This window comes from Vibrio sp. 2092 (genome assembly GCF_033339635.1).
GTDB lineage: Bacteria > Pseudomonadota > Gammaproteobacteria > Enterobacterales > Vibrionaceae > Vibrio > Vibrio alginolyticus.
This window is the reverse complement of the sequence record NZ_JAWOUY010000006.1, coordinates 189,634-206,542: the sequence shown is the minus strand read 5'-3', so window position 1 is coordinate 206,542 and position 16,909 is coordinate 189,634. Positions and strand designations below refer to the sequence as shown.

16 protein-coding genes are annotated in these 16,909 nt (G+C 36.3%); 13 read left to right on the top strand and 3 right to left on the bottom strand.

Features of this window, described 5'->3' with window-relative positions; genetic code table 11:
* The first annotated feature begins 279 nt into the window (after nt 1-279).
* The 8 genes from R7P80_RS12990 (at nt 280) to R7P80_RS12955 (ending at nt 7,174) form a co-directional block, all read left to right on the top strand.
* Entirely contained in the window at nt 280-441 is a 162-nt protein-coding gene (locus R7P80_RS12990; RefSeq protein ID WP_170894419.1) for a hypothetical protein, read from the top strand.
* A 17-nt stretch (nt 442-458) separates the two neighbouring features.
* Nucleotides 459-899, top strand: a complete 441-nt coding sequence (locus R7P80_RS12985) for an adenylyltransferase/cytidyltransferase family protein (protein ID WP_170894420.1) — start codon at nt 459-461, stop codon at nt 897-899.
* On the top strand, nt 871-1,524 hold the full coding sequence (locus tag R7P80_RS12980; protein ID WP_170897486.1) for an SDR family NAD(P)-dependent oxidoreductase: 654 nt from the start codon (nt 871-873) through the stop codon (nt 1,522-1,524). The genes R7P80_RS12985 and R7P80_RS12980 overlap by 29 nt, the downstream gene beginning before the upstream one ends.
* A gap of 468 nt (nt 1,525-1,992) precedes the next feature.
* Nucleotides 1,993-2,940, top strand: coding sequence for a Wzz/FepE/Etk N-terminal domain-containing protein (locus R7P80_RS12975; protein ID WP_170897487.1), 948 nt, complete (start codon nt 1,993-1,995; stop codon nt 2,938-2,940).
* An 88-nt stretch (nt 2,941-3,028) separates the two neighbouring features.
* A complete protein-coding gene (locus tag R7P80_RS12970) occupies nt 3,029-4,297 on the top strand; it encodes an EpsG family protein (RefSeq protein ID WP_225491707.1) in 1,269 nt (422 codons plus the stop codon).
* On the top strand, nt 4,294-5,493 hold the full coding sequence (locus tag R7P80_RS12965; protein ID WP_170897489.1) for an oligosaccharide flippase family protein: 1,200 nt from the start codon (nt 4,294-4,296) through the stop codon (nt 5,491-5,493). Before R7P80_RS12970 ends, R7P80_RS12965 begins: the two co-directional genes overlap by 4 nt.
* Complete coding sequence (locus R7P80_RS12960) at nt 5,490-6,479, top strand: Stealth CR1 domain-containing protein (RefSeq protein ID WP_170897490.1); 990 nt, start codon at nt 5,490-5,492, stop codon at nt 6,477-6,479. Before R7P80_RS12965 ends, R7P80_RS12960 begins: the two co-directional genes overlap by 4 nt.
* On the top strand, nt 6,476-7,174 hold the full coding sequence (locus R7P80_RS12955; RefSeq protein WP_170897491.1) for a hypothetical protein: 699 nt from the start codon (nt 6,476-6,478) through the stop codon (nt 7,172-7,174). Before R7P80_RS12960 ends, R7P80_RS12955 begins: the two co-directional genes overlap by 4 nt.
* Nucleotides 7,175-7,671: 497 nt before the next feature.
* On the opposite strand, the gene R7P80_RS12950 is transcribed toward R7P80_RS12955, so the two are convergent.
* The 3 genes from R7P80_RS12950 to R7P80_RS12940 all read right to left on the bottom strand — a co-directional run bounded on the left by R7P80_RS12950 (nt 7,672) and on the right by R7P80_RS12940 (nt 10,983).
* On the bottom strand, nt 7,672-8,484 hold the full coding sequence (locus tag R7P80_RS12950) for a glycosyltransferase (RefSeq protein WP_170897492.1): 813 nt from the start codon (nt 8,482-8,484) through the stop codon (nt 7,672-7,674).
* 1 nt (nt 8,485) lies between these two features.
* On the bottom strand, nt 8,486-9,493 hold the full coding sequence (locus R7P80_RS12945; RefSeq protein ID WP_170897493.1) for a sugar transferase: 1,008 nt from the start codon (nt 9,491-9,493) through the stop codon (nt 8,486-8,488).
* A gap of 164 nt (nt 9,494-9,657) precedes the next feature.
* Nucleotides 9,658-10,983 carry an MBL fold metallo-hydrolase RNA specificity domain-containing protein gene (locus tag R7P80_RS12940; protein WP_225491708.1) on the bottom strand — a complete coding sequence of 442 codons (1,326 nt, stop codon included), beginning with the start codon at nt 10,981-10,983 and terminating at the stop codon, nt 9,658-9,660.
* A gap of 870 nt (nt 10,984-11,853) precedes the next feature.
* On the opposite strand from R7P80_RS12940, the gene tviB reads away from it, so the two are divergent.
* The 5 genes from tviB to R7P80_RS12915 all read left to right on the top strand — a co-directional run bounded on the left by tviB (nt 11,854) and on the right by R7P80_RS12915 (nt 16,903).
* Nucleotides 11,854-13,134, top strand: a complete 1,281-nt coding sequence (gene tviB / locus R7P80_RS12935) for a Vi polysaccharide biosynthesis UDP-N-acetylglucosamine C-6 dehydrogenase TviB (protein ID WP_154204889.1) — start codon at nt 11,854-11,856, stop codon at nt 13,132-13,134.
* A gap of 43 nt (nt 13,135-13,177) precedes the next feature.
* Entirely contained in the window at nt 13,178-13,552 is a 375-nt protein-coding gene (locus R7P80_RS12930) for a four helix bundle protein (RefSeq protein ID WP_047009463.1), read from the top strand.
* 93 nt (nt 13,553-13,645) lie between these two features.
* Nucleotides 13,646-14,683 (top strand): NAD-dependent epimerase/dehydratase family protein, encoded by a 1,038-nt coding sequence (locus tag R7P80_RS12925; RefSeq protein ID WP_170893651.1) that lies wholly within the window; start codon nt 13,646-13,648, stop codon nt 14,681-14,683.
* Nucleotides 14,676-15,803 carry an ATP-grasp domain-containing protein gene (locus tag R7P80_RS12920; protein WP_170893652.1) on the top strand — a complete coding sequence of 376 codons (1,128 nt, stop codon included), beginning with the start codon at nt 14,676-14,678 and terminating at the stop codon, nt 15,801-15,803. Before R7P80_RS12925 ends, R7P80_RS12920 begins: the two co-directional genes overlap by 8 nt.
* 14 nt (nt 15,804-15,817) lie before the next feature.
* Nucleotides 15,818-16,903, top strand: coding sequence for an alanine dehydrogenase (locus R7P80_RS12915; protein WP_170893653.1), 1,086 nt, complete (start codon nt 15,818-15,820; stop codon nt 16,901-16,903).
* Nucleotides 16,904-16,909 lie beyond the last annotated feature (6 nt).

Sequence of the window (16,909 nt, the reverse complement as noted above, 5' to 3'; positions counted from 1 at the left end):
ATTAAAACTAGATTAGAAATATGATAGTTGTAATAGCTCGCCTTTCTGCGTTTTGGAAAGGAACTTTCGTACTAATTAAGATGATGAGGTTATGCTACAAATAACGCCAGTTATTCACTATTCGTCGTTTATCGTACAAGTATGGGTAGGTTGATTGAAGTTATCAATCAAGTAGTGTGTAATCTTGTTATATCTGAAGATAACGTAATAGATGCTCAGTTAGAAAAGGTATAGTTGACGAAATGTATAAGCTTACTGAAAAACAGACAGCAAAGCTCAATGATCTTAGAAGTTCAGGAAAACTCTGTTTTTAATATTGTTGTTCCTTCAGATATGCCTGATAAAATGAAAATTAAAGATAGTAATCATAATCCTGGTATATTGTTAGGAACACCATTTAGAGTGGCATATTTTGACAAATATGCATTTTTAGTAAAATAGTAATTTAAGGGTCAAGTATGACGGTTGTTTATGTGTCAGGAACATTTGATTTATTCCATAGTAATCATTTGAAAATGATTAACTATGGTCGTGGATTAGGAGATACTCTCATAGTTGGCGTTAGTACAGATGAACTCGTTTGTAGCTATAAAAAACCGCCAGCAGTACCATTTGAAGAAAGGATTGCGATTGTTGAGGGTTTAAAAGCTCCTGATCTGGTTATTCCACAACACACATTAGAACATAGTGAAACAGTTAAGAAGCTTAATATAGATTGTTTTGTAATTGGTGATGACTGGTTTGGTAAATATGATTATTTGAAGCAATTAGGTGTGGATGTTTTTTACTTACCTTATGGAATGGGAGTGAGTTCAACAAATTTGAAGAAGAAAATATATGAACAATATCGGGAGCTTGTAAGGGGAAGTGATGAACATCCAATTCCAGAACCAAAATAGAAAAAAAATCTTAATTACTGGTGGTAATGGTGATATTGCGAAAAAGTTGTCAGAGTTGCTAGATTATTCTATTTACGAAGCATATTTACCTCAAAGAAGTGAGCTTGATGTTAGCTCCAAAAGCAGTGTAGAGAAGTATTTTTACAACCGAAAGGGTAGTTTTGATATTGTAGTAAATGCTGCTGGAACATTGTATTCCTCGCATGTTGTTGGATCTGATCCAGATAGGTGGATTAATGATATTAACGTAAATCTTATCGGAACTTACTTGGTCTCTAAATATGCTTTAGAGAGTAACCCTCGTTGTAAAATTATAAACGTTTCATCAACCGCAGGCTTTAATAGTTATAAGGATTGGACATCATACTGTGCAGCTAAAGCTGGAGTATTGAGGCTATCTGGAGGATTGTATAAAGACTCTTTTGACGTGATAACTGCTTGCCCTGGTGCAATTCAGACGAAAATTAGGAAAAATGTCCACATTGAAAACCCTAATGTAATGACTTTAGAGGAAGGTGCTACACCAATTTTAGATATGATTAAAGGTTGCTATAAATCAGGTGATATAGTTTTTTATCGTAAAGGACAGTTGAAAATAATCAAGCAAGATGAGGTGTCTTTTTAAATCTATTTGGAAATTATCATTTATAAATTTTTTCGATGATTATGTAAAGAAAGAAGCTGTAAGAGCTTCTCCTGTATAACTTGGGGGTTTATTAAAAGGGATATAAATGGTTATATGGATAAGTAAATTGTAGCGTATTTGATTATTGCATGCGAGTATTTTTTGTTAAGATAGTGAATTTTTTGTCTACGATCCTTAATAGTATTTTGTAGACTTTGGATATATACCTTCCAACTAAGCACTTGCAGGCTAACAAACTGGATGTGAATGGCGATCTAGAAAATCAAGGCATAATCAGTTGCTATCGATACTTACTTCTTCTAAGTGCTTAAGTACTAAGGTTACAACCATTCAAATACTTCATCAAACTGGCACAGTTATTATCTATTAACATAATCATCAAGAGCAAGTACCTCTCCTAATTAAGGGGATTTATATTAAATATCACTGTTTATGATTTGGTAACCTATGGTTGAAAATAAAGAAGAGCAAAATATTCCCTCTTATAAAAATGATGATGTGGATCTCCGTGAATTAGTCATAGCTTTGTGGAAAGGTAAGTGGATTATCATTATTACTAGCGCGATGTTCGCAATTGTTGCAGTCACATATGCTATTCTTCTCCCCAATATTTATAAATCTGAAGCAATTTTGGCTCCAGCAGAGTTATCTGGTAACAGTAGTCTGTCCAAAGTTGCTGGCCAGTTTGGAGGGTTAGCTGCTTTAGCTGGTGTAAGCCTCGGAGGCAGTCAATCGAATAAAGCAGATCTAGCCGTCGAGGTAATGAAATCTAGGCAGTTTGTTGAAGGTTTTATAAAAAAACATGATTTGTTAGTTCCTATCATGGCTTCAAAAGGTTGGAAGCCGTCTTCTGATGAGCTTGTATATGATGACGAGATTTATAATACCGCTAATAACGAATGGATCCGTGAACCGTCTGGCCTTCGAGGAGTAGTCCCTACTTCTCAAGAAGCATATGATGTTTTTTCAAAAGAAATATTCAGCGTCACACAAGATAAAGAAAGTGGGCTATATAATGTCTCTGTACTTTTCTATTCGCCGCATATTGCTAAAGAGTGGGTTGATTGGTTAGTCTCCGATATTAATTCTGTGATGCGAGTAAGGGCAATTGATGAAGCTAGAAAAAACCTTCAGTACCTAGAAAATCAGCTTGTAAAAACTTCGTTTTCAGAGATGCAAAATACTTTTTACAAGCTTATCGAAGAACAAACGAAAACTTTGATGCTTGCAGAAGTTCAAGAAGAGTTTGCATTTAAAGTTATTGATCCTGCGGTTGTACCCGAAGTGAAATCTAAACCGGGAAGGGCTATGATAAGTATATTTGGCTTGGTTTTAGGTGGAATCCTTGGGGTTGCAATTGTGCTCGTTCGCTTTGCTTTTAGCAATGAAGATTAGTACTTCTAATTACCTATAAAAGAAAGCCATGATAAAGTTAAGGTTATAATTCTTGGCATATTGGTTGATGAATTAAGTTTGGTATCAAATGTATAATGACAATAAGCCATTAACTGCTACAAAAAATATAGCCACGTTGATAGTAATAACTATATCACTATTTTCACTAGGGTTGTTTTATCCATTCATAGCATTGTCTTTGGTGATGCTATTTAGTGTATTTGTTAAGATAGAAAGTAGTATTTATATCTGGGTTATATCAAGCAGTATGTTTTTTGGGATTTTATCCAGTATACTAGATCTCAATTTTACCTATTATGCTGATCTAGCAAGGTATTATGCTTTATTTGAAAATTATTCAATTCTTCAATCTGTAATCGATTTTAAAGTATTTAGAGGAATAATTTATGAGATTCTTAAGTTCTATGGTTTAAAAGTAGAATATTACTCATTAATTTCAGTATTTTTAACATTCTTTTTAATACAAATAACTTCTGTATACATAATATATAATCTTGGCTATAAGGTAGAGAGCACCAAGGAAAAGTTATTATACATATCAACTTTGTTTTGTTTACTTCCTATAGTTATGTTTTTAGGATATGAGACATTCTTAGCTATTGCTTTCTTTTTCTTTGGCGCTTATCTATTTACAAGTAAAAATAGAATGCTAGGATGCATGTCATTCTTTCTAGCATGTTTGACGCATATATTTACTATTTATTTCATAATAGTGTTTTTTGCGTCTATTCTTTTTAAGAGAAAAGGTATTCTTTTTTATATAGGTTCTCTATGTGCTTTTGTTATTTTGTTATTTGCAACTAACCACCGTTTGTCTATAGGAGTAAAATTTATAGATAAACCTTTGGTTAAGCTTTATAACTATTTCAACGGCCCTTGGTCCGAATTTTCAACGATTCATGATAAAGCTTTAATAATATATGTGCTGTTGAAGCTTATATTCATCTTTATTATTCTGATGAATGTTCGTAAAATTGAAAAGCTCAAACAACACTATTTGATTAAAATGATGATAATATCTCTTCCTCTTATTATTATATTTATGCTTTCTAGGACATTATCTCTTCGCTTGGTGGAATTTGGCTTTATAATATACTTACCGATTGTATATATATTTTATTTGCATTTTAGCACTAAGAAAATGAGAATCTTTATTCTTGTGTTTTTATTCATAAATATATTATCATATCACAACATGCTATATTCTAGGTTTGTTTTTAACTACATGAATATAGGCAACGGTTATTTCATGGTAATGAACTTTAGCGATATTAAAAATTTCAAATCTAATATGGCATCAGACAAACTTATCTTTGACATAAAAAGAAATCAATGAATTTAAAAAACAATCTATCTTGGACAGCGTTGCTTCATATAGCAAATACGCTTTTTCCTATAGTTACACTGCCTTTATTGTTATCAATATTAGATCTTAATAGCTATGGCCAGTTTCTAATTATAAGTTCATTAGTTGGTGTTTATATAATTCTCGTTGATTTTGGTACATCAGTCTATGCGCTAAAGCTCTTAAGTAAACGTAGAGAGAATAAAAAATCTTATTCAAATATTTACTCTCAAACCATTTGGATTAAAGTTATTGCATTTTTATTTTTATCCATATTTTTCTGCATGTTATGTCTATATAGTGATAACGATGAATATATATTTCCGACAATAATTCTAGCACTCTCTCAGAGCTTTACAGCCAGCTTGTTCTATCAGTCGGCGGAGAATAACAAGCCCCTAGCTATATTTACAAGTTTAATCAAAGTTTGTGTAATTGCTCCAGTGTTAGCTTTAGTATCTTTTTTGGGGTTGAATTTAGGTCTTAATGAGGTCGTCTCTTTCTACGCCTTGTCATTTTTTACTATAACTATTTTTTCTTTCTGCGGTTATTCGAAAAATTACACAATAAACAAACCAAAATCTAAGTTAATTAATACTTTAGTGAGGCATTCTAGTGGTTTTTTCTTTAGCCGAGTTTCAGTATTGTCTTATACAAAAGTGAATACTGTTATTGTTGGTGTATTATGGGGAGAGGAAATTGCGGCATTCTTTGGGACTGCAGAAAAGGTTTATAATGCTATCAGGGGAGTATTCGCGCCGGTTACAAATGCACTTTACCCCTACATGAGTCGAACTAAAAATATTTCTTTGTTTAAGAAAATATGTTTATATGCTTGCTTGGCGAATATCGTAATTATACTTACAGCAAATTTAACTATTGAATATGGGAAAGAGTTTGTACCTGTTTTAGAACTAGCAAGTCATTACTTTTATATTTTCAGTATTGCCCTTTTATTTACTATCCCTTCAATTCTATATGGTTATCCATTTCTGGGGGCTTTGGGACACAGCAAAGAAGTTAATTTATCTACATTATATGGTTCATTTATATACTATTGCTTTATTCTACTTGGTTTTTTTATCGTTGGATATCAAATAGAAATTGTAATTTATGGTATAATTGCTACAGAAATTTTCGTTTTCATCTACCGATATAAAAAAGTTCGGGGTATATTAAAATTATGATTGATGCAGTTATCTTATGGGTCGACCCTTCTGATGAAAAGTGGTTGGAAGATTATTGTAAATATACAGGAAAGGATAAAGCATCCATTTTAGATTCTAACAGATTCAAAGATTGGAATACACTACTTTACTTGTTTCGTTCAATAGACTTTTGCCTACCTTGGATCAATAAAGTTCACTTTATTACTTGTGGGCACTTGCCTCACTGGTTGAATAAAGAACATGAAAAAATAATATTCCATAGTCATAAAGATATTTTTGAAAATCACTCAGATCTACCTACTTTTAACTCTAGTGCGATCGAAATAAATATTGTTAACATACCAGAATTGGCCGAGAAATTTATATATTTTAACGATGACTTTCTAGTTTTAAAAAAAACTAACGAAGATAGATTCTTTATTGAAAACAAGCCGGTAGATTTTTTAAGGTTAGACTGGCCGAAAGATAATCCTATTATTAAATATAAGCATCGCAGGTCTGAGTGGCAATCAATGATTCTTAATAACTTAAGGTTAATCAATGAAGAATTTGACATAAAAGACATTAGTATTCCACTTAAGGACTTGAAAGGAAGGGAGTTGTTTAAACAAAAGATATTATCTATGATGCCGAAAATTACAGGGTTTGAGCATTATCATCATGTTCAACCCTACTTAAAGTCAAGTTTACAAAAAATAAATACTATATTTCGACAAGAGTACTTAGATACATCTGCTTCTAGGTTTAGAAAACATGAAAATATATCTCAAGCCCTATACAGATATTACCAGTTATGTAGTGGGGATTATTATGATAAAGACTTTAAAGACCATAAGGTCTTTAAGTTGACGACACATGACTACATAAAAAGCATAGATCTTAAATCTTGCAATATAGTTTGTTTAAATGACAACTACTCAGATTCTTGTTTTGATGAGTCTAAGCGGGTTCTTGCTCAGAAACTAGAAGAAATTTTCCCTAAAAAATCGAGCTTCGAACTATGAACTTAGACAAACTCAAAGACTATGTCGATAGTGTTCCTTTTATTCGTGACGTTATTAGAAAAGTCTATAGCTTACTTTTTAATGAGGTTCTTTCGAAAAAGAAAAAAGCTAGAATGGCTGAACATTTTGATGAACTGGTATTTGAAATATCATCTGATAGTAAAGTTTTAATGTGGCCAGCATTTGGTACTTTGTTAGGTATTTATAGAGATAATGGGATCATAGCTCATGATAATGATATCGATTTTGCAGCATGGTACGAAGACAGAGTAAAAGTACGTAACTATCTTGAAGAAAAAGGTTGCTCATTAGTGAAACGATTTTCTTCTGAAACCGTTGAATATGCTTATGAAGAGCAATACCAAAAAGATGGTGTGCAGTTTGATGTTTTTTACTTTATAAAGGATGAGGGCTCTGTCTATACACATGACTTTATGAGACATCAAAACTTAACTCGTGTTCAAACAAAAGAGTTGCTAGGTGGCTTGATAGTTCGTCGTCTATATGTGCATTTGAGCTCTATAGGTACTTATTGCTATAAAGGTGTCAATATCCATTTTCCTGAGAATGTGGAAGAACATCTAGGCCAACGCTACGGTGAAGACTTTATGACCCCAAATCCGAATTGGGTTGCTCAAGAAGAAAACCCTTATGTTGAAGAGTTGACTACTGACGGACAATTACAAAAGTTCTAGTGTAAATTTTGTATGTATCACCCTTCCTGATATGGGATGACCTTTTTAGGACAGCGCCCGATGAACTTCATCGGGCGCTTTGTATTTTAGAGCGATATGGTCTCTATTCCTATAGACCAATTGAGCTAACTGTGCTTACGAAGGCAAATTAACACAGTAGTCGACATCCGATACCGTATCACACTTATAGGCTTCTATATGGGCCATTTCGCCTCCTTTTAACTTTACTACCTACATCCGTCTGTAACTATCCTTCGTTTCGACTATCCTGTAAATTACTTATATAAAAGTTATAATTTTCTTCCCAGAAGTGAATAGGTTATTTTGTCAATAATGTTAGAATCGATGAAGAAATAGAACACATTTATGTAAGGTATCAAAAGCGAGCGGAATAAGATAAGTTGTCAGTTGATGCCCCCTTACCTTTGCTAAAGGAGCACTCAAACTACCATCTAAAAGAATGAACAAATGAACAAATGAACAAATGTGTGGCAATGTCAACGTAAATAGAGCTTATATATGTGCTTGAGTATAAAAGCAGGCATTAAACGAGATGCACTACGTGCTAAAAAGAACATGGCTGTAGTTGGTTTTCTGGCAAGCTTAAGGGCGTACATTTCTTTCATCAAGATTATTTCACTCTTCGCGTAGTTTAATCCTTTTCTTTTTTCTAGCATGCCGTTACCTACTCGAACGCTAACTAAAGGCTCAGATAAGTTATTTATCTTATAGCCATTTGCTTGGAGTCTTAGCCATAAGTAATAGTCTTCCATATATAGTAAATGTTGATAACCGCCAGAGGCTAACACAGCCTCTTTTCTGAAAATGCTTGCGGCATGGTTGAGAGGGTTTCTCTTCAGGCTGTATGCCTTTATCTCATCATCACATGGAACTTCTTTAAGACAGTTTGGATTGTCTGGGTCTGTATCAAACTCCAAAATGCTCGAGCTGACGGCGTGTATATCTGGATTATCGAGCATATATTTTACTTGTTTCTCGAATCGAACGATATGATTAATATCATCAGTATCGACGCGAACAACAAGGTTATTGGTACAGTGCTTCAAGCCTTGGTTAAGAGCCTCACCTAATCCAACATTTTCTTTTAATACTACCTCAATAATTGGGAGCTTTGATTTCCAATTTTCTAGAACTGCGTATAACTCATTCGTTAGTGGTCCATCATGCACAACAACAACTTCATTTGACTCTAATGTCTGCCATTCTATGCTTTGGAAACATTGTTCTAAATATTCAGGCTTTTCTTTAATATAAATAGAGCAGAGAACAGAAAAATTACCCATCGCCATATTATCTACCCATACCAAATAAAACAGTTTTTATAGTCAGCAAAAGAATTTTCACTTCCATTATCCAATTTTGGTGTTTGATGTAATAGACATCGTATTTATGCTTCCATATAGCATCTTCTACCGATGCGCCGTAAGGGTATTTCACTTGGGCTAAGCCAGTTACCCCAGGTTTAACGGCGTGACGAAAGCGATAGTAAGGAATGGCTTTTTCCAACTCAGAGATGAATACTTCGCGTTCTGGGCGAGGGCCTACCATTGACATCTCTCCCTTTAGTACATTGATTAACTGAGGTAGCTCATCTATGCGAGTTTTACGAATAAAACAGCCGACTTTCGTTACGCGCGCGTCGTTCTTGGTTGCCCATTGGGCACCGTTCTTTTCCGCGTCGTTTCGCATCGAGCGAAACTTGATCACTTCAAACTCTTCATTATATTGGCCAGTACGACGCTGCTTAAAGAATACCGGGCCTGGCGATTCAAGCTTAATGAGCAGTGCCGTAATAAGCCCTACTGGGATAGCAACCCACGACAGCATAAAAACAAACAAGAGGTCGATGAAGCGCTTTTGCCAGCTGTTCTTACGATTAGAGAGGATAGAAAAAGCTTTTTGGTGCAAGAAGTAGCCGCTATGCAAAAGCTCAGTTTCAGTATATCCGAGTGAACGGTCAAAATAGCTCACTAAGGGCTCAACCCAAGCACCTAGCTCAGTCGCCGCTACAAGAAACGCTTGCTGTTCAGGATCTAGATGTGAGCTTTTGAAGTGGCAAAGTGTTTTGCTCTTGAAGTCTCTAAGAGCATAGTTATTAATCTGAGCGTTAATCTCTGGATGCCTCTTAAGTACTTGAGTAATCTTTGCTTCGTCTTCTTTTGGACAGTAGATATAAAGGCAAGCATTTGATTCACTTGCGGATAACTCGTCCAATGCTGATGTTATGCTAATAGAATTATGCTTAGTTAATTCAGGTGCTTCTCGTTCTTGAAGCGTATCGCTCATACTGTCTGTCATAAGAATGGGGTAAGTTGTTATCGACTCGCCAATTGCACACAAGCCGGCAATTATAATTTATTTCGTATAGAAATTATATCCCTGAATCTAGAACATGCTCATAACTTTGTTAATTTTCTTGAACCTGGGTCTTTGCTTTTAGCTTTGTTTTGAATATGGCTTAGTTAAATCTCACAACTATAATCGAGGTCAATTAACTGTTGGTAAAGATCTCTTTTTACTTTATTTTCACCATGAATCAAATGAACTTCTTTTGGCGGCGGATTAATTCCTTCTACAAATCGAATTAGATCAGATTGATCTGCATGAGCAGAATAGCCAGACATCGTATGTATTTGAGCTTTCACTTTAATTTTCTTTCCTTCGATATCAACCTCACTCGCCCCTTCTTGAATTTCTCTCCCTAGCGTTCCCTCAGCTTGATAGCCAGCAAACAGCACATCATTACGGCTATCGGGTAACAACGCATTAAGATAATTTACCACTCGACCACCTTCACACATCCCAGAAGCAGCAACCACAATAGCTGGTTCAGACGTGCTCGCCAGACGATTCACCAGTCTCATATGTTCAGCATGAGTCTCAATCGTAATACATTGTTCAAACGCTAAAGGGTGACGATGCTGCTCCAAACGCTGTTTCGCTTCTTTACCCCAAAGCTTTTTAAAGCGCCGATAAGTCTTTGTCACCTTTCTTGCTAAAGGCGAATCAAGAATAATCGGTAGGGCTCCATGTAAAGACTCCTGGTACAAAAGCTGTTCAATATCGAATAACAGTTCTTGTGTTCTACCTACACTAAAAGCAGGAATAACAATCACACCACCATCTTCCAGTGCATGTTCGACAATAGAAAGCAGCCGAGCACTTCTACTTTTCACACTTTCATGGTGCTTATCACCATAGGTCGATTCAATAAACAAATAGTCCGCTTTTTCTGGCGGCTTAGGATCAGGGAGTAAAGGCGTATCACTTGGGCCGAGATCGCCAGAGAATACAACTACGTCATTATTTGAGAGTTTAAATTCCAAATAAGCAGAGCCTAAAATATGGCCTGCAGGTTGAAAGCGTAAATAAGCCAACCCCTTAAGAGGAAGCCATGTGTTGTACTGGCACGGCACCAATCGCTGCTTAATTAGATTTAAGATGTGCTGCCGTTGATGCTTGCCTAAACCCAGTTGTAGCTTTAATCCATCCTCTAGCATAAGAGGGACCAACTCAGCAGTAGCTTGTGTGCAGTAGATTTTACCTTTAAAACCCGCAGCGAGTAACCACGGTAATCGGCCTATGTGGTCAATATGAGCATGAGTCAGCACCAGTGCTTTTACCTTGGCTAAGGAAAACTCTATCGCCATCGAACGGTCATGACGGCCGACCAATGCATCTTTACCCTGAAATAGCCCACAATCGATCAAAATGCTCCCGTGCTCGAGTTGCAGTTCGTGACAAGAGCCTGTCACCGTATTCTTCCCACCATGATGAAGTACTTTCATAACGATCTCCTTTTCATGAGCATCAATGTAATGAATTCAAGAAAGAAGAGGGAGAGGCAACCAGCCAGATAAACACAAAAGTAGGAGTCAAAATGCTAGGAGAGTGTCAAATGGTGTTTTTAGTTGCACTAAATTGTGATGCATATTCCACATAGTCAACTTTTTGCATTTTGTAATAAATAAAAATGAATAAATGCGTATTATAAAACGCGTTTTAGGTAGGCAGAATTTACGATTTTCTGGTTAAACTGACAGTTTGCATTTTGGCCAGTTGTCATAAGAAAGCCATTTTTTTGTCAGTGTTGTGCTTTTCGTTGCAACCTGTTTGCTATACAATCCTTTGCCTTGAGCACAAATGATAAAAAAACAAATGCATTGCCTTTAGGAGCCAGACCTAAGGGCGGTAGCGTGCCAAAAAGCAAAAAAAAGTTCTCCGAGTGACATAAAAATGTCGCCAAACAATAAATACAATTAAGCACACTGTTGCATTTCTGGCAAGGTCGGCTTTTATAAAAAGTGCGCTTAAACAAATAATTAACTAAATGTCCCATAACGTCAGAGGGACAATTCAAAGCTGCGATGGCAGTTTTTGAGTGATAATTGGCTAGGCATAAGGTTTCTCCCTTCTATATACCATTCATGTATCTAGTTCCGTAGCGCGTTCTCGTTGCACATATACTCATGTGCCATATCAACGTGTCTACGGCATGCCTAAAACATCTATATTCGCTATTCGAATACAAATCACTCTAACAAGTATTAAGAATTTTTAAGGGTGCCTTGAGCGTCCTTAGTCTATCTACGCCTTTGGTTATCTTAACTAACCATACCCAAAGGCGTTATAAAATCTAAACTTGCTAGGAACTAAAAATGAACTTTTCATTAGAAAACGCCAGAGTTGGCATCATTGGCTTAGGTTACGTTGGGCTGCCACTTGCAGTGGAATTCGGCAAAAAATCACCAACGATCGGCTTCGATATCAATCAAGCCCGTATCGATGAACTCTCTGCCGGACGTGATAGCACATTAGAATGCAGCGATAATGAATTAGCAGAAGCAAAATACCTTTCTTACACTTCCTCTCTTCAAGAACTTAAAGAATGTAATGTTTACATTGTTACTGTTCCTACCCCAATTGACGAACACAAACAACCGGATTTAACCCCTCTTATTAAAGCTTCAGAAGCATTGGGTACAGTAGTCAATCAGGGTGATATCATCGTTTATGAATCAACCGTATACCCAGGTGCAACAGAAGAAGATTGCATTCCGGTTGTTGAGCGTGTTTCTGGCCTTAAGTTTAACCAAGACTTTTTCGCAGGCTACTCTCCAGAGCGAATCAACCCAGGTGATAAAGAACACCGAGTTACGAACATTCTTAAAGTAACAAGTGGCTCAACGCCAGAAGTGGCAGAGTTCGTCGACCAGCTATACAAAACCATCATCACTGCAGGTACACACAAAGCGTCATCTATAAAAGTGGCCGAAGCTGCAAAAGTCATTGAAAACACACAGCGTGATGTAAACATTGCATTAATCAACGAGCTATCAATCATCTTCAACAAGCTTGGTATCGATACGCTAGAAGTATTAGAAGCGGCAGGCACCAAATGGAACTTCTTACCATTCCGTCCAGGCTTGGTAGGCGGTCACTGTATTGGTGTTGATCCGTACTACCTAACGCATAAAGCGCAAGCAGTAGGCTACCATCCTGAAATGATTTTGGCTGGCCGACGCCTAAACGATGGTATGGGGCAATACGTTGTTTCTCAGTTGGTGAAAAAAATGCTGAAAAAACGTATTCACGTAGAAGGCGCAAACGTACTTGTTATGGGCCTAACATTTAAAGAAAACTGCCCAGACCTACGCAATACCAAAGTGGTGGATATTATCTCTGAGCTAAAAGAGTACAACATCAACGTCGATGTTATGGACCCTTGGTGTTCAAATGATGAAGCGCAGCATGAATATGGCTTAACACTTTGCGAAAAAGAAAAGCAAGGTCATTACGACGCGATCATCATGGCGGTATCTCATAACGAATTTAAAGAAATGGGTGTCGAGAAAATTCGTACTTTGGGTAAACCAGAACATGTATTGTACGACCTGAAATACGTTCTAGATAAAGAAAGCGTAGATATGCGTTTGTAAGGAACGTCCTAGGGCCTAGAAGCTATAACCTCAGAGCCGAGCCATGAAATTCGAGCAATTAGACGTTTGGAAGCGTTCATCACGTTTGGCGAGTAACGTCTATAAACTCATGCGAGATTGCCAAGATTATGGCTTTAAAGATCAAATAACGCGATCAGCTTTATCTGTTCCCTCTAATATCGCAGAAGGTCTTGAAAGAGAAACTGCGAAAGAAGAATCAAGATTTCTCTATTACGCAAAAGGCTCGTTAGGTGAACTCCTTACGCAAACCTATATTGGCATCGATATAGGTTACATCGATAAAGAAAGTGGCTTATTCATTGTTGCAGAATGCAAAGAGATAGCAGCAATGATCGCCGCTTTGATTAAAATCCGGAAAGGTTTTGTTAGGGAAGAAAAGGGAGATTATGTTTCCTAGACCCTAGACCCTAGACCCTAGACCCTAGACCCTAGACCCTAGACCCTAGACCCTAGACCCTAGACCCTAGACCTTCCCCACACGGAAAACACAATGACCAAATACGAACAAATCCAACAAGAACTAGTTGAATCACCAAAGACGTGGTTAGTAACGGGTGTTGCGGGCTTTATTGGCTCAAACCTACTGGAAAAACTACTCAAGCTTGATCAAACCGTAGTGGGTTTAGATAACTTCGCGACAGGCCATCAACACAACTTAGATGAAGTAAAAAGTCTAGTAAGTGAAGCACAGTGGGATCGTTTTACCTTTATTGAAGGAGACATCCGTGAGCCGAAAACATGCCAACAAGCCGTAAAAGGTGTTGATTACGTACTACACCAAGCAGCACTCGGTTCTGTACCACGCTCTATCGCTGATCCACTAACGACAAACGCAGCGAACATTACCGGCTTCTTAAATATGTTGGACGCCGCAAAAGAAGAAGGGGTAAGCAGCTTTACTTATGCTGCAAGCAGCTCGACATACGGTGACCATCCAGCACTGCCGAAAGTGGAAGAAAATATTGGTAACCCGCTTTCTCCTTATGCGGTAACTAAATACGTAAACGAGCTTTATGCCGGTGTATACGCCCGCACTTACGGTTTTAAAACGATAGGGCTTCGTTATTTCAATGTATTTGGTCGCCGACAAGATCCAAACGGCGCTTACGCTGCAGTAATTCCGAAATGGACCGCTGCAATGATAAATGGCGAAGATGTCTACATTAATGGTGATGGCGAAACAAGCCGAGACTTTTGCTATATCGATAACGTAGTACAAATGAACCTGCTAGCAGCAACGGCAGAAGAAGACGCAAAAGACGAAGTCTACAATGTAGCCGTTGGTGATAGAACTACGTTGAATGACTTGTTCAATGCAATTAAAAATGCGTTAAAAGAAAATAGTGTTCTGATCGATGTTGATCCTAAATATCGTGATTTCCGTGCTGGGGATGTTAGGCATTCTCAGGCAAATATTTCAAAAGCTAGTGAAATTTTATCGTATTCCCCTAAGTATAGAATTATGGATGGTGTAGTTCAAGCTATGTCGTGGTACATAGAACATTTGGAGAACAGTATCAATGATTAGTTCTATTTTACGAGATGTCGTATTGAATAACCCAAAGCTAAAAGAAATATACACGGGATATAGAAGAAAAAATGGTGAAATTCTAACTATTGAAGAATCACAAGAATTTTTAGATGAAGCTGATAAGGTATTACTCAGCCAAAAGTTATCCAAGAGTAATTTTAGGGTTGGTATTGTTTATGAGGGAACTCAATATGACAATAGCGTCAAAGTAAGAGATTACAACCCAAAATATGAGCGTTTTTGTAAAAACAATAATATTGATTACGATTACTATAATATATTGTCCAGTGATTGGATAAAAGATGCAAAGAAGTTCGACCTCATTGTTTGGCATACTGATTCTACTCCTAGTCTTCAGAAAATCGCATTAGATAAAATATATGTAATAGAAAGAAAATTAAATATTAAATGTTACCCTTCTTTTGACGAAATATGGTCATATGAAGAAAAGGTTAATTGCTCATACATGTATGAAATATATGACTTACCAAAAATAAAAACTTTCTTAAGTCATGATAAAGACGAAATATTATCATATATAGAGTCTGCTCAATACCCATTAATTTCTAAAATTAACACTGGCTCTTCTTCTTATGGGGTTCAGAAAATAAATAATAAGAGAGAGGCAGAAAAACTTGTAGGCAAGGTTTTTGGATATAAAGGTGGAAAAACTTATTTCCCTTATAGTAATCAAAAAGACTATGTTTATTTTCAAGAGTTTGTTCAAAGTGCAGGATATGACTTAAGAATTATCGTAATTGGTGATAAACTGTTTGGCTACTATAGATATCCTAAAGATAATGACTTTAAAGCGTCTGGCTCTGGAATTTATGAAAAAAAAGAAATTCCTAAATTAGCTTTGGATCTTGCATATCGCGTTAAAAATTGTTTTGGCTCTACAATGTTAGCTACAGATTTGCTGTACAACCAATCAAAGAATGAATTTCAGATAATCGAGTCATCAATATTTATTGGCATAGATTCTTGTGAACAGTTAGCCATTGATGGAGTGCCAGGCTACTATTTGAAGAAAGGTAGTGAGTATGAATTTGTTCAAGGTAAATATTGGCTCCAAGAATTGGTAATGCAAGAGCTAATGAACAACATTATAAAATAAATTAAGAGGTTAATATGAAAGTTGGCGTATTTGGTACATCACTCAAGAAGCATGAGTATAGAATTCCCTTACATCCAGAACATTTAGACAGTTTAACCGATGAAGTGTTGAAACGTCTCTACTTTGAGAAAGATTACGCTAAAAAATTTGGCTTCGATATTAAGAAATTGTCAGGAAAAGTAGGTGGCATCTTAGAAAGGGAAGAGCTTTTTGAACAATGTGATATTTTGATTTTGCCTAAAATGTGTGAAAAGGATTACTCACAGTTCAAGCAAGGCCAAACTGTCTATGGTTGGCCTCATTGTGTCCAGGGACGTGAGATCACAAAAGTAGCAATTGATAAAAAATTAACGCTTGTTGCTTTTGAGGCAATGTTTTCAGGAAGTGGTGAATATAAACATCATATTTTTCATAAAAATAATGAAATAGCTGGCTTTGCCGCAGTACAGCATGCTACGCAAATATGTGGTATTAGTGGTTACTATAATGGCAGCCTAAAAGCGGTTGTATTTGGCTTTGGCTCTACCAGTCGAGGTGTTGTTCATGCCCTACAGTCTCAAGGTGTAAGCGATATTACGGTTTTTACCCGTAGACCAAGTCATTTGGTTCAGCAGCAGATTCCAGGTGTAAAATACGAACAATTTAAAGTCGCTGATGGTAATGCCATTGACCTTAAAAATAATCGTATAAGTGAAAGACTAAAAAATATAGATATCATTGCTAACTGTATACTGCAAGATCCAAACAATCCTATTTACTTTGTAAATGAACAGAATTATTCTGATCTTAAGGAAAATAGTATTGTAATTGATGTCTCTTGTGATGAAAATATGGGCTTCTTTTTTGCTAAGCCGACTAATTTTGATGAGCCGGGATTTTATGTAGGTGAAAACAAGGTTTTTTATTACGCTGTAGATCATACGCCAAGCCTTTTTTGGAACTCTAGTTCTTACCAGTTGAGTCTCTCACTACTTCCGTATATTTATCATATGACTCATGATAAATATGGCTATAAAGGGTCGGATGTTTTATCTAAAGCCGTTGAGATTGAGAATGGTAAAATACTAAATGATGCCATAATCAAGTTTCAATCATTATAGTTAAAT